Here is a 13,917-nt window from a genome sequence, read left to right as displayed (position 1 = left end):
AGGAATTGTCTGATCGCGCGGCCAAGCAAAAAGTGAACAATCCGGTCAGGGCGGCACGACCATTCCGCGCCGCTCCCTCGCGCGGTGATTTTCTCCTTCCGGGACAACCAAAGAAGGTCGCAGTTTGGCCTGATTCTGGATTCCATTTTCCAGATCATGAATTGAGACAAACAAGAAAATGAGCAATAAAGACTACCCCGCAGTGCGCCAGTCGCTTAGGCATGCGATGCATCTGGCGAGAGCGCCTTTTCCCCGACGCGGCGCGGCGATCGCTGTGGCGCTGCTGATTTCCCCGCTTGCCAGTGCGCAGTCGCTCTGGGTTCAGAATGGTTCAACACAAACTGCTTCCGGGACCTACGCGACAACAGGGTCCTCGCAGCATGCATTGCTTGCGATGAGCGGCAGCGTCGTGAACGGATCACAGGTTACGGTGCTGACGAGCGGCAATTCTGCAAACGGCATCTATGCATTGAATGGTGGGAACGTTTCGCTGACTAACAGTTTTATCAAGACGACCGGTTCCCAGGCGAACGGCGCCATGGCTTTCGGAAGCAATGCAGTCCTGTCGCTTGACAACACCTCGGTCCAGACACAGGGCGACTGGGCTTCCGGCATTCAGGCCAATGGCGACAGCACCGTGACGGTTCAGGGCGGAAGCGTGACGACGAGCGGACAGGATGCCTATGGACTTTACAACATCGGATCGAGTGCCAACCTGTCGGCAAGTGGCACCGTGGTTGTGACCTCGGGAGCGGCAAGCGCGGGCGCCTTCAATCAGGCGGGCGGCCTGATGACCCTAGATGATGTCTCGATTGTCACGACCAGTAACAGTTCTCCTGGTGTGCAGATTGGTTCGCGGGGCGTCATTGGAGACGGCTCAACCTCCAATACGACGCTGATATCGAACAGTTCGGTGACGACGCTGGGCGACAGTTCGGCTGGTCTGCTTGCATCGGACAATGCGACGCTGAACGCGACCGATGTCGTCGTCAGCACGACAGGCGCAGGTAGTTTCGGTGCCGAATCGATCTTCGGCGCACAGACCAGCATCCAGGGCGGCTCCATCAGAACAGCGGGGGATCAGGCTGCGGGCATGCTGGCAGCGGGTATGCCCGCAACGTCCGGCGATCCCGGCACGAATGCCCCGACCATTACGGCGAACGGACTGGAAGTCAGTACAAGTGGCTTGAATGCACCGGCCGCCTATCTCGCCGGCGGCGCCAGCCTGGCGTTCTCGAACGGCACACTGTCGGCAAGCGGCGCAGGCTCGGATGCGCTCGATGCGACCTATTTCGACACAACCGCCCCGGCCATCGCGAACATCACCAATAGCACGCTGACTTCGACGCAGCGTGACGGATTGCTCGTGAGCAATGTGACGCTGGATGCCACGCTGACCGGCTCGACCGTGACGGCTGGAACGAACGCCCTTGAAGCCGTGGATCGCGGTGTTTTGAATGTTGTCGCAGATGCCTCAACCCTGACCGGTACCACGAATGCCGATCCGACCTCGACGCTCAGTGCCACCCTTCAGAACGGATCGGTGTGGAACGTGACCGGCCCGTCGAACCTGACTTCCCTCGCCCTGGACACCGGGACCGTCCGGTTCCTGTCGCCCGCGCAGATCAACGCCGGCAGTGCGGTACTGGCTACCGGTGGCGGCACGTTCGACACGAACGGCTTTGACGCGCAGTTCGATGCCCCCATGAGCGGCCCGGGTTCGCTGACCAAGGCAGGCAGCGGCACCCTGACCCTCACGGCCACTGGCAGCTACCTGGGCGCAACCAACGTCAGCGCAGGCATCTTGCGGGCGGGGGCGGCGGACGTTTTCAGTCCCGCATCGGGCTTTAAAGTCAGTGCCGGCGCGGTACTGGACCTGAACGGCTATGGCCAGACGGTTGCCGGACTGGCTAATGGCGGCACGATCCGGTTTGGCGAGACGGCTGGAACAACCTTGAATGTGACGGGCGACTACGTCGGTAATGGTGGCCTGCTGGCGATGAATACGGAGCTGGGCGATTCGTCGTCACTGACGGACCTGTTGCATGTCTCGGGTTCGACTTCCGGCAGTACCGGCGTGCAGGTGACCAACACGGGCGGCTTGGGCGCGCAGACCACGGGTGACGGCATCAAGCTCGTCCAGGTTGACGGCGCATCGAATGGCCAGTTCAGCCAGGTCGGGCAGGTCCAGGCGGGGGCCTACGAGTACACCCTGTACAAGGGCGGCGTGGGTGCGGATGCATCCAGCGGCGACTGGTATCTCCGTTCGACGCTTGAAAGCCCGCCGCGGTCGCAGGATGAGGAATCAGACCCGGCTGCACCGGTTATGGAGGGGCCATCGTCCTCCGGTGCACCCGTGGCATACCGTCCGGGAACGGTAGGGTACGTCATGACACCGCAGCTTGACGTGAATTACGGCTTTGCGATGCTTGGCCGCCTCGACCAGCGGGTTGGCGACGTACCGGACGCGGTGCGGCCGTCTGGTGAGAATGCCAACGGCGTGTGGGGACGTGTGCATGCATGGAGTGCAGACACGGACGCACTGAGCCGCTTTTCGGCCGATACACGCAGTGTATTCGCGCAGTTCGGCAAGGACTGGACACTGAGCGCCCCCTCAACGGGCGGCAGCATGCATGCAGGTATCACGGCCACCTTCGGCAACGCATCGATGAACTTCTCTGACGAGTCGCGCGGCAGGGCGGATCTGGATACCGCGACGGGCTCCGCAGAGACGCAGGTTCAGGCGCTCGGTGGTTACTTCACCCGCTATCTGACGAATGGGGCCTATTCCGACAGCGTTGTACAGGTTGCTCACTTTCACAACCGGTACAACGACAACGGCGGCAATGCGCCTGGCCAGAACGGCTTTTCGCTCTCGGTCTCTGAGGAAGTCGGCAGGCCGTTCCAGATCGCCAGCCTGCCGGTGGCATTCGAACCGCAGGCGCAACTGATGTATCAATACATGCATCTCGGTGCGTTCAGCGATAACGTCTCCGCGATTTCCTCAACAGTGACGAACGCGCTGCGCGGCCGGCTCGGGTTTCGGATCATCACGGACGACATGGTGAACGAGAGCGGCACGAGTAAGGCGAGACCGTATCTCACCGCCAACGTGCTGCATGATTTTCTCGCTCCGGGACAAACCACTGTAGGCGAGACTCCGTTCAACGTGAACTTCGCCCGCACCTGGATGGAGTTTGGTTTGGGGGTCACCGCGACATTCGGCAAGCGGGGCGAATTCTATGCCGCCATTGACTACAACCATAGTCTCGGCGGACAGACTGCTCACGGTGTAAGTGGCAATGCGGGCTACCGATATAGCTGGTGATCGTCAGGTGAGCTGTATTGCGATGCTGGAGCCGGTCCGGCAGCGGCTGTGGCAGAAAAGTACGCTAATGGTTTGTGCATTGAGTGCTTTCTGGAAAATCAGAAGAGGTCTAATGGAACAACAGATACAGGAAGGGACCGGGGGCAAGGAAGAGTGCCAGCTTTGCCGTATCACCTATTCAATCTACTCAAACTTCCCGCGAATGCCATCCGCAATGGCGCTCAACGCCGAAACCGGCGAATGGTTTCCGTTCGATAGGCTGAAGTCGTATTCGAACGGTTACGACATGGCTGAAGCTCTCGGTTACGCATGGGCGTGCGATTGTCGCGAGCGTACCCCCAAGCGGTTCAATGAGCAGTTCGAGTTAAGAGACTCCACCGGCAAGCGACAGACGGGGGTGCGTTACCGGATACGCGTCGGTTCGAGGGTTATCGCGAAAGGTGTCACCGATTCTCAGGGGCGTACCCAGCGTGTTTCGACAGATAACGCAAAACAGGTTTCTATCGAAGTTGACGGGCCATAGTGGTGGACAGCAGGTAAGTCTTTTATCACGGTCGAACAGATGACAAATGAATTTTTGAACAAAAATAGCCAATACCTCAAGACAGATGAGAATGAAGAATGGACCGAGATCGGCACAGCCATTACCAATACAACGCCTGGGTCAATATCCAATGTCGTAATCAATACGACGCCTATCTGTCCAAACATGAGCAACAAGGAATTTCGAAAGGAGGTCATGCGTGCCCGCGATATCGGTGTGGAGTTGGTCAAGCGACGCATCGAGGGTCTGGCGCGTTGGGACGAGAAGGAGCAGGAGCGCGTGACAACTTTCTTTGCCCGCGCAGACGACGCTACAAAAAAGGTACTGAGCGATGGACTGCCGCGATTGCTCGCGGCCATGCAGCAGCTAGTGCCAGAAAAGATCGTACGATTTGACAGTGAAACGAATAGGATGCTGTCGTGTGTACCCAAGCCGGATTCGGGTAAGAATCACGCCGCAGTCTGCAAGCCAGATTCGGAAAAGCGGGTTATTGCTATCTATTCCGCGTTTTGCAGCACTTCATTTGGTCAATTGTGGAAACCGTGCAAAATAAAAACAATAATCCACGAATGTACGCACTTCGCGGATACGTTTAATTCGCGAGACGAGATCTATGTCGATACGGAATCCGGGGCGCGAATATGGGCGGAGAATCATCGAGAAGAGGCGATTAGAAACGCAGATAGCATAACCGGATATATAGCAACTTTCGATAAAGACGTAGAGGAAAAGAAATGAGCTTTCGGTACCGCACACTTGTCGCTGTGCTTAGCTTATGCGCTGGTCTTTGCGGACCAGCCTTCGCAGAGCAATCAATTGACGCCGTGGCGAAGCATAGGCCATCCAGCACTGGTTGTCGCTTCGTGGAGCATGTTGAACTGCAATTGCCGTTCAACACCACGGCCCTCTCGAAGGATAACCGGCTGTCAATCGAAAAGGCTGTGAAAGAAGCACAGAAATGGCCAGATGTGAGGATTCAGGCAATTGTAATCGCTGGCGCATATATCGGCGAGCACGATCTGGATATCTTGCAGGATCGCCGTGGCGAGGTGGTGAAAGGATATCTGAGGAAACTTGGAATCCCGAGTGCAGACATATATGTAGAGCCTAAAACTCTGACCGATGTGTTTGCGCAAAAACTTCCCGATGGTAGCACTCGTGTTAATCAAATCGAAATCGAATTAAGTCCGATTTGCAAGGGTAGCTGCGAATGGATGTGCGACGATCCAAGGCTTTGGCCACCTACCACGCCTACCAACCCGTAAGCACAGGAACAGGGTCCCGCTTCGGCGGGGCCTTTTCACTCCAGGGCGGGTCGATTCAATGGCTCAGGACTTTGCAGGCCGTTTCATTCGAGCGTCTGGCGACGATCCGAACCATGACGCGTAGACGTCTATAGAGCCGTCACAGATATGAAAGGCCCGGCGAGCGGGCCTTTTGCGGTTACGCCTGATTCCAGCGATTGGGCCTCAGGGGCGATCCACCACGATGCCACTTGCGCCGTTCTGTTGCGATTTTCTCCAGCAACTGCATCACCTCTTCGCGGTTGCCGGCTTTATCCGCCTGTTCCATAGCGGCCCGGTATTCATCAGGCGTCGGCTTGACGCCATCACAGCACCGGTTCACCACCACGGTAAGCGCATCCATCGGCGGCCCGACATACCGGGCACGCAACGATGACATCGCATCATGCGTGAGTTGGGTCAGGTCGTCGGTCTGCAACACAGCGGCGCTGATTCTCAGCACAGGTTCCATCCACGCCAGCAATTCTGACGAATGCTGCTTTCGCACTTCGAGCGAGCGAAGATTGTCGTAGCAGCGCTTCCTGTTGTTATGGTCGAACGTGGCGGGCGCGAAACGATACGTGAACTCGGTTCGCGTCCATCCGAGGTATTCACGCACATGGGAGACATTTGCACCAAGCCTCATTTCCCTACCTCCAAAAGGCAAAAAAAAACCCGCACACAAAGGTGCGGGCATTACCACACACGTCGCGGCCCGAGGATGGGACCGCGACGCTTTACAACGCGATGCTATCCATCCAGGGTGGCTGCGGACGTGCGCGGGCGCTGCGCACCGGTCAGCACATCTCTCACTTCCGTTCTGCACCGGTATGTGCAGGAATGAAGCGGTCTTATGCTTGTGCTTGCAACTGAATCTCGCTTTTCCATCGATTTTTCTCCGGCGTTACAGGTGCGCGCGATGCGCGTTATCGTTTCGAGCCGCACGGTGTTCTGTTCGATGCGCAGAAGCGCCGGGCCGCGATGTATTTTTGATTTCAAGACCTCGGGGGCGCAGCAACTGCACAGGCTTGCAGGAAAGGACAAGCGCCAGTGTCTTTTGGGTCCGGTCGCGCAGCACGGGTAACGCTTCCATACCCTTGAAGGTCTTGGATGTACAGCCGAAGGCTTTGGCGCACTGGTCGATCGTCATGCGCCGGTACATTCGCCAGGCGGTAATCGGGGATCTGCCATCGATCAGGTGCGCCATCACGGCGTCGGGATACTCAGTGTCGTCGGGTGCAAATTGGGCCACATGGCCTTTTGGGGCAGGTACGGACTGGTAGGGTTTGGTGCAGGAGTCAGGTTGCGGGGTCAACTGCCCGGTCGTGCAGTCGTACACGTCCGCGAAGCGCTTCAGTGTCTCGACGCTGGGCACGTTATAGCCGCGTTCGTGCCAGAGAACCGTGCCGCGGGAGAGGCCCGCGAGTTCAGCGGCCTCAACGGGCGTAAGGTCCCGATAGAGTCTCCACGCCCGCAGGTTATAGTTGCCTTGCTCGATCAGTCGCGCAACCTCGTCGGGAATCGGCTCGACAAATACACGCGGAAAGAATACCTGCTGCTTCGCGGGGTGGCGGGGCGTCGGGGAGGCCGGTTCTTCCTGGCCGGACACCGCAGGAGCGCCTGATGACGTTTCCGACACCGGGGGGAACTCGACAGCTCGCGTTGCCTCCTGCATCAGCCGTTCTTCCGGCGTCAGAAACAGCCGTTCGGCGCGTTCACGTTTTGTCCGCGGTTCGGGGAGCGTGGGCCGGAACGGCGCATCGACCGAGACTGCAACATCGGGGACGCCTGTCAGCCCCGCGAGCGAACTGCGGTACGCGCCGCGTGGTGTTTTTTCTTCCAAAGCTGTCGCCTGTGCGCGTAGCGCGGCGTTCCTCAGTTCCACAAACTGGTCAAACAACCATATCGGCATTTCAACCCGCAGTCGTTTCCCTTCGTGATCGGTTATGAACTGGCAGGAAGACAGATCAAACCCGTAATTCATTTGTAACCCCCCGGAAAAATAGCGCGGTCATCCGGGCCGCGCGCGTTACCCATTCGGCTCGGCCTTACGCGTAAGCGTGTGCATCCGGTCTTCCCATGCGCGCGCGTCATCGACGGTAATGACCACCTTGCGACCGAGGTGAACCTCGCGCGGTCCCCGTCCTGTGTGTTGTAGCCGGTAATAGAACGACCGGCTCAGGTGATAGGCGCCGCAAAACTCGTCAATCGTGAAAACGCGACGCGAATCCGTGTCAATGACAGCCGGTTTGGAACCGGGCCGCGCGCCGGTCGTCGGAGGAACGGATGCCGGGTCAGTCTCCTCTTGCATGACATGTCTCCACCGTTCGAGTGTTGGATGTACAGCAACATATTTATAAATGCCGGGGGATGCCTGTGGACAAGTGCGTTTTTCTATCATCAGACCGAAACCGATTGCTTCCGCAGGCACAAAAAAAGCGCACGCTGTTGGGGCGTGCGCCTGGTTATTCAGAAAGCATAACGGAACTGCCTGCGAGGTCGTCCGTTCAGGTTACGGGCGTGATGCGGGCACGGGGGCGACCCCGCTGCGGCACGCTATGGAGCCATACAATCTGTCTCGTGGTGCCAAATCCTGCCCCCGCAACCAAAGCATTGTTGAAAGCCCGCATCGCGCAAGCCATGCGGGCTTTTTGACTTTCGGCGCTACGTTTTGCTTGTGGCGCTCGCTGCGTATGCTGTGCGCGCGTGAATAGATGCAACACGATTCGCGCGGGATCGAGGCCTCGAGCCCATCGTCTCTCTCCTCCAATCGCCCACTGCACCGCCGCCTCGTCATGCAACGCGGCGGTATCGAAGCCGGGCAGCACTGAATCTTCCGGCTCGTGTTCGTCGCGAGGATCATGAGATCGGCGCCGCTGCGCTCGAGCTGGCGCGCGGCGTTGGTCATCCGTTCGCCGAGCGCGAGTCAGTATCCGAATCTTCGTTGACCGATGGGACGCAAGAATCATCCATCGCCCATATCCGATGTCTAAGCCGACGGTTAGCGCGGTCGTCCCAACGACCAGGAGTAGGTTTCAGATGTCATATGAACAGGATTCAGACAGCGTGCGCGTGGTGCTGAGCGCCCCGCAGCTGTCGGCCGTGCTGGCTCGCCACTCGATTAGCCCAACCGAAATGCTTTCCAACCGTCTGTGGGGCGGTTTGCAGGTTGTCGGCGGGGTGCTTGAAATGGCTGGAGCGGCAGCGCTGTGCGTGTTGCCCGAACCGACGATGGCAAGCAAGGCCGGGTGTGTAGTGTTCGGGGCGCATGGTTCGGACACCGCCGCGGCGGGCCTGCGTCAGGTCTGGACAGGGCGCGATACCGCCACCTTGACTCAGCAGGGCACGGCGAAGCTGGCAGAGGCGATGCGGGTCAGCCCTGACATGGCAGACCAGATCGGCCTGTCTATCGATATGGCCGTGCCGTTCGGCTTTGCTGGCTCGATCAAGGCTGCACGCGCGGCGAGCGTTAAGATGGGGGCCGGATCCATCTGCAAATGCACGAGGCGAAAGCGCTCAATCCAAGGCTCGGAGGGCACACGCTCCAGAAGCATGTTGGTAAGAACGAAGCATGGCTCAGGGAGCGGCTGAAACGCGAGTCCGGGCGAGACATCGTGTCGTCATTTACAAATCTCGAGCAGGCCGAACGTGCCATTTCTGAAGCAGTGGATGCCAATGCTGCAAGAATCAGGACGTGGGCGCAGTCTTCGACTCGAAGCGCGACGATCATGGTAACCAAAGTCGTCTCAGGCGACATTGGATATGGAGTGACGCGGGAAACAGGCACACTCACGCGCATGAACCAGGTGTTCGTCGTCCTGAAATACGAAACCTATAACGGCATGCCGTATTACGTCCTTACCGCCTACCTTGGATGAGAAATCAATGAGTTACTCCGAGCGCTATCCAGCAATGGAGCATATTTTTAATGTGTATTTCGGCCAGGACTTCGACCTGTTCGGGGAGAACGTGCAAGAAATTGTCGCGTGTTACAAGAAAGACAGCCCTTACGATTATGAAAATTTGATTCGCGAAATTGACTCGTTCAGGAGCGAACATCCGAGTGACCTGGACGCCACTTTCAAACAGGTGTTCAGGAGGGGGTTTCGTCCCGAAGGCTGGGGCTACACAACCGCCTCTTTTCTCGACGAGATCCAGCGCGTTCTGAGCGAATAATCGGCTTGTTGCCAGTTGCGGACATTTCCGTGCGGTCCGACGTCTATGCACGGGACGTTCTCAGTGTCGATCCATCGCTTTCGACTCGCGCCTTCTCTCGCCGACAAAGGGAGGCGAATCTGTTTTCCTTCCGGCGCAAAACCAGAGCGCCGCGCCCATCCTCACCCCGCCCCAATCGCCCACTCCACCGCCGCCTGCGCATGCAACGCAGTGGTATCGAACACTGGCAGCACCGAATCTTCCGGCTTGATCAGCAGCGTGATCTCCGTGCAGCCGAGTATCACCGCCTGCGCGCCACGCGCGGCCAGATGCTCGATCACGCGTTGATAAACCTTGCGCGACGCGTCGGCCACGTTACCGTGGCATAGCTCGTCGTAAATGATGCGGTGCACGTCCGCGCGTTCGTCCTCATCAGGCACGAGCGTGTCGAGTCCATAGCGCTCGCGCAGCCGGCCCATATAGAACGTCTGCTCCATCGTGTAGCGCGTGCCGAGCAGGCCCACCCGCTCGACGCCCGCCGCGCGCAGCGCCGCGCCGGTCGGATCGGCGATGTGCAGGAACGGTACCGTGATCGCCTGCTCGATCGATTCGCACACGCGATGCATCGTGTTCGTCGCAAGAATCACGAGATCGGCGCCGCCGCGTTCGAGCTGGCGCGCGGCGTCGGCCATCTGTTCGCCGAGCGCGTGCCAGTCGCCGGCGCGCTGGTTTGCCTCGATCGACGCGAAATCGACGGTCAGCAGCAGACTGCGCGCGTTGTGATGGCCGCCGAGCCGCGCCTTCGCGTGGCGGTTCAGCAGCCGGTAATACTCGGTGGACGACTCCCAGCTCATTCCGCCGATCACGCCGATCGTTTTCATCTGTACGCTCCGTCAATGCATGGCCGAAACGGCGAGTATAGGCGCGTCGCATTGCGCGCAGCCGGTACGGATTTCGGCCTGCGCGCCGGTACGCATCGGTGCCCGCATTTTTCTGGCGCCGATAGAATCGTAGCGAATCCGAACGCGATCAACCGGAGCGAACATGGATCTGATCATCCGCCACGCGACGCTGCCGCGCAGTGCCGCCCAGCTGTCCCCGCATCACCAGTCCCCAGTCGACATCGGCATCGACGCGGGCCGTATCGTCGCCATCGAGCCGAACCTGGCCGCGAGCGCGCGCGACGAAATCGACGCGGCCGGTTCGCTCGTCACGCCGCCGTTCGTCGACCCGCATTTCCATATGGACGCGACGCTGTCGTACGGTTTGCCGCGCGTGAACGCGTCGGGCACGCTGCTCGAAGGCATCGCGCTATGGGGCGAGCTGAAGCCCGAGCTCACGCAGCAAGCGTTGATCGAACGCGCGATGCAGTATTGCGATTGGGCGGTCGCGCGCGGCCTGCTCGCGATCCGCAGCCACGTCGACGTGTGCGATCCGCGTCTGCTCGCGGTCGAGGCATTGCTCGAAGTGAAGCGCCGCGTCGCGCCGTATCTCGATCTGCAATTGGTTGCCTTCCCGCAAGACGGTCTGCTGCGCAGCGCCGGCGCGTTCGATAATCTGAAGCGCGCGATCGACATGGGCGTCGACGTGGTCGGCGGCATTCCGCATTTCGAGCGGACGATGGCCGACGGCGCGCAGTCGGTGCGCATGCTGTGCGAGTACGCGGCCGAAAAGGGCCTGCGCGTCGATATGCATTGCGACGAATCGGACGATCCGCTATCGCGCCACATCGAAACGCTCGCGGCCGAAACGCACCGGCTCGGCCTGCACGGACGTGTCGCCGGCTCGCACCTGACGTCGATGCATTCGATGGACAACTACTACGTGAGCAAGCTGTTGCCGTTGATTCGCGAGTCGGGCGTCGCGGCGATCGCGAATCCGCTGATCAACATCACGCTGCAAGGCCGCAGCGACACGTACCCGAAACGGCGCGGCATGACGCGGGTGCCGGAGATGCTGGCCGCGGGCATCACGGTCGCGTTCGGCCACGACTGCGTGATGGACCCGTGGTACAGCCTCGGTTCGGCCGACATGCTCGAAGTCGCGCAGATGGGCCTGCATGTTGCGCTGATGACCAGCGTCGACGGCATGCACGCCTGTTTCGACGCGGTGACCGTGAACGCGGCGCGCATTCTCGGTCTGGAAGACTATGGCATCGCGCCCGGATGCGCGGCCAATCTCGTCGTGCTCGATGCGCGCGACGAGCTCGAGGCGATCCGTCTGCGCGCCGCGCGGCTCGTGGTGGTGAGCCGGGGCAGGGTGGTCGGCCGCGCGCCGGCCGCGAGCGTGTCGTTATCGCTCGAAGGGCGGCCTGAGCAGGTCGATTTCAAGCTGCATCGCGCGTAGCGACATATCTCGCGCATCAATGACAAACCGGCGGCCTGCGCGAGCAGACCGCCGGTTTTTCTATCAGCATCGTTCATTCAGCGCCATCGCATCCAGGCCGAACGAACGATCATCGCGACGTTTCAATCGCTCAGTGCGCGGCACCCGGCGCCATGCCGTTATGCCGCAGCAGCGCATCGATATTCGGCTCGCGGCCACGGAACGCCTTGAACGATTCCATCGCCGGACGGCTGCCGCCCACTTCGAGAATCTCGCGACGATAACGCATGCCGGTCGACTGATCGAGCACGCTGCCCACGGCTTGCGCGGCTTCCTCGAACGCCGCGTACGCGTCGGCCGACAGCACTTCAGCCCACTTGTAGCTGTAGTAGCCGGCCGCGTAACCACCCGCGAAAATATGGCTGAACGTATTCGGCCAACGCGAGAACGGCGCTTGCGGCACGACGTGGAAGCGTTCGTTGATTTCGCGCGCGAGTTCGTTGGCGCTCTTCGCACCGTTCGCGTCGAAGCCGGTATGCAGTTGCATGTCGAACATCGAGAACACGATCTGCCGCAGCGTGCCGAGGCCGCTCTGGAAGTTCTTCGCGGCGAGCATCTTGTCGAACAGCTCGCGCGGCAGCGGCTTCGCGGTATCGACGTGCGAGGTCATGTCGGACAGCACGTCCCACTCCCAGCAGAAGTTCTCCATGAACTGCGAAGGCAGCTCGACCGCATCCCATTCGACGCCGTTGATGCCCGACACGCCGAGCTCATCGACGCGCGTGAGCATGTGATGCAAGCCGTGGCCGAACTCATGGAACAGCGTGATCACTTCGTCGTGCGTGAAGCAGGCGGGCTTGCCGCCGACCGGCGCCGAGAAATTACAGGTCAGATACGCGACCGGCGTTTGCACCGCGCCATGCGCGAGCTTGTGACGGCCGCGCGCGTCGTCCATCCATGCACCGCCGCGCTTGCCTTCGCGTGCATAGAGGTCGAGATAGAACTGCGCGACGAGGCCGCCGTCCTGATTCTCGACGCGGAAGAAGCGCACGTCCGGATGCCAGACGGCCGCTTCGTCGCGGCGGATGCGCACGCCAAACAGCGTCTCGGTGACCTTGAACAGGCCCTTGAACACCGCGTCTTCCGGGAAGTACTGCTTCACTTCGTTTTCCGAGAACGAATAGCGCTTCTGGCGCAGGCGCTCGGCGGCGAACGTCATGTCCCACGGCTGCAGATCGGTCATGCCGAGTTCGCTCGCGGCAAATTCGCGCAGCTCTTTCCAGTCCTGCTCGGCATGCGGACGCGCGCGCGTCGCGAGGTCTTCGAGGAAGGCCATTACCTGCGCCGGCGATTCGGCCATCTTCGGCGCGAGCGACACTTCGGCGAAGTTGTCGTAGCCGAGCATCTGCGCTTCTTCGGCGCGCAGCTTCAGTTCGTCGGCGAGCACCTGGGTGTTGTCCCACTCGGTCTTGCCGTTGCCGTATTGCGCGCCGAGCTCGGACGCGCGCGTCACATAGGCGCGATACATCGCTTCGCGCATCGGACGGTTTTCCGAGTACTGCATGACCGGGAAATAAGACGGGAAGTGCAGCGTGAACTTGTAGCCAGTCTTGCCGTCTCGCTCGGCGGCTTCCTTCGCGGCTTCGATCACGTCTTCGGGCAGTCCCGCCAGTTGCGTTTCGTTGCCCGGATCGACGATGTACGCATACGCGTTGGTCGCATCGAGCACGTGATCCGAAAACGCCTTCGACAGCGCCGCCTGGCGCTCCTGCAATTCGGCGAAACGCGGCTTCTGGTCTTCCGGCAACTCGGCGCCCGACAGACGGAAATCACGCAGCGCGTTGCTGAGGATCTTCTTGCGTTCGCCGTTCAGCGATGCGAACTCGTCGCTGGCGTTCAGTGCCTTGTACTTCTCGTAGAGCGCGAGATTCTGGCCGACGCTCGACCAGAACTCGGTCACGCGCGGCAGGTTTTCGCCGTACACGGCGCGTAGCTCGGGCGTATCGGCGACGGCATTGAGATGACCGATCACGCTCCACGCGCGCGACAGCGGCTCGGTGGCGCGCTCGACCGGTTCGACGACGTCGGCCCACGACGCGGGCGTGGCCGGCAGCGCGGCACGCTCGACGGCGGCCGCCGCGTCGGCGAGCAGCACGTCGAGGGCGGGCGTCACGTGTTCGGGTCGGATGGAGCCAAAGCGCGGCAGATCGGAAAAATCGAGAAGCGGGTTGTCTTGATGCGTGGCGGTAGTGGACATAAGGCTTCCTGTCTGACGCGGGTGA

11 protein-coding genes and 2 pseudogenes are annotated in these 13,917 nt (G+C 60.4%); 7 read left to right on the top strand and 6 right to left on the bottom strand.

The features are described 5' to 3' along the window. Positions 1-178: 178 nt before the first annotated feature. Genes OKW40_RS09595 through OKW40_RS09580 form a run of 4 tightly spaced genes read left to right on the top strand, consistent with a single transcriptional unit; the run spans position 179 to position 5,137 of the window. Complete coding sequence (locus OKW40_RS09595; protein WP_429489459.1) at positions 179-3,328, top strand: autotransporter outer membrane beta-barrel domain-containing protein; 3,150 nt, start codon at positions 179-181, stop codon at positions 3,326-3,328. Next, positions 3,303-3,851 carry a hypothetical protein gene (locus tag OKW40_RS09590; RefSeq protein WP_429489457.1) on the top strand — a complete coding sequence of 183 codons (549 nt, stop codon included), beginning with the start codon at positions 3,303-3,305 and terminating at the stop codon, positions 3,849-3,851. Before OKW40_RS09595 ends, OKW40_RS09590 begins: the two co-directional genes overlap by 26 nt. 39 nt (positions 3,852-3,890) lie before the next feature. Then, positions 3,891-4,610, top strand: a complete 720-nt coding sequence (locus tag OKW40_RS09585) for a M35 family metallo-endopeptidase (protein WP_429489456.1) — start codon at positions 3,891-3,893, stop codon at positions 4,608-4,610. Continuing rightward, positions 4,607-5,137: a hypothetical protein gene (locus OKW40_RS09580; RefSeq protein WP_429489454.1), complete on the top strand. Its 531-nt coding sequence runs from the start codon at positions 4,607-4,609 to the stop codon at positions 5,135-5,137. Before OKW40_RS09585 ends, OKW40_RS09580 begins: the two co-directional genes overlap by 4 nt. A gap of 178 nt (positions 5,138-5,315) precedes the next feature. Here the strand turns inward: OKW40_RS09580 and OKW40_RS09575 are convergent, their stop codons facing one another. From OKW40_RS09575 to OKW40_RS09560, 4 genes and pseudogenes are all read right to left on the bottom strand, one after another. Beyond that, a complete protein-coding gene (locus OKW40_RS09575) occupies positions 5,316-5,801 on the bottom strand; it encodes a hypothetical protein (protein ID WP_429489452.1) in 486 nt (161 codons plus the stop codon). A 258-nt stretch (positions 5,802-6,059) separates the two neighbouring features. Next, a complete protein-coding gene (locus tag OKW40_RS09570) occupies positions 6,060-7,139 on the bottom strand; it encodes a helix-turn-helix domain-containing protein (protein WP_429489450.1) in 1,080 nt (359 codons plus the stop codon). A gap of 45 nt (positions 7,140-7,184) precedes the next feature. Further along, entirely contained in the window at positions 7,185-7,466 is a 282-nt protein-coding gene (locus OKW40_RS09565) for a helix-turn-helix transcriptional regulator (RefSeq protein ID WP_429489448.1), read from the bottom strand. A 519-nt stretch (positions 7,467-7,985) separates the two neighbouring features. Continuing rightward, positions 7,986-8,081: pseudogene (locus OKW40_RS09560) on the bottom strand (aspartate racemase); the annotation flags it as partial. Between the two features lie 113 nt (positions 8,082-8,194). On the opposite strand from OKW40_RS09560, the pseudogene OKW40_RS09555 reads away from it, so the two are divergent. Beyond that, positions 8,195-9,033: pseudogene (locus OKW40_RS09555) on the top strand (RNase A-like domain-containing protein). A gap of 7 nt (positions 9,034-9,040) precedes the next feature. Next, positions 9,041-9,331, top strand: a complete 291-nt coding sequence (locus tag OKW40_RS09550; RefSeq protein WP_184067505.1) for a contact-dependent growth inhibition system immunity protein — start codon at positions 9,041-9,043, stop codon at positions 9,329-9,331. Between the two features lie 161 nt (positions 9,332-9,492). Here OKW40_RS09550 and OKW40_RS09545 read toward each other — a convergent pair whose 3' ends face one another. Next, on the bottom strand, positions 9,493-10,191 hold the full coding sequence (locus tag OKW40_RS09545; RefSeq protein ID WP_429489447.1) for an aspartate/glutamate racemase family protein: 699 nt from the start codon (positions 10,189-10,191) through the stop codon (positions 9,493-9,495). 163 nt (positions 10,192-10,354) lie between these two features. On the opposite strand from OKW40_RS09545, the gene OKW40_RS09540 reads away from it, so the two are divergent. After that, a complete protein-coding gene (locus OKW40_RS09540) occupies positions 10,355-11,656 on the top strand; it encodes an amidohydrolase family protein (protein ID WP_429489445.1) in 1,302 nt (433 codons plus the stop codon). A 130-nt stretch (positions 11,657-11,786) separates the two neighbouring features. Here the strand turns inward: OKW40_RS09540 and OKW40_RS09535 are convergent, their stop codons facing one another. Continuing rightward, positions 11,787-13,892 (bottom strand): M3 family metallopeptidase, encoded by a 2,106-nt coding sequence (locus tag OKW40_RS09535; RefSeq protein WP_429489443.1) that lies wholly within the window; start codon positions 13,890-13,892, stop codon positions 11,787-11,789. Between the last annotated feature and the right edge of the window lie 25 nt (positions 13,893-13,917).

The organism is Paraburkholderia sp. RAU6.4a (assembly GCF_050435625.1).
GTDB classification, from domain to species: Bacteria; Pseudomonadota; Gammaproteobacteria; order Burkholderiales; family Burkholderiaceae; genus Paraburkholderia; species Paraburkholderia tuberum.
This window is presented reverse-complemented; position numbering and strand designations above follow the sequence as displayed.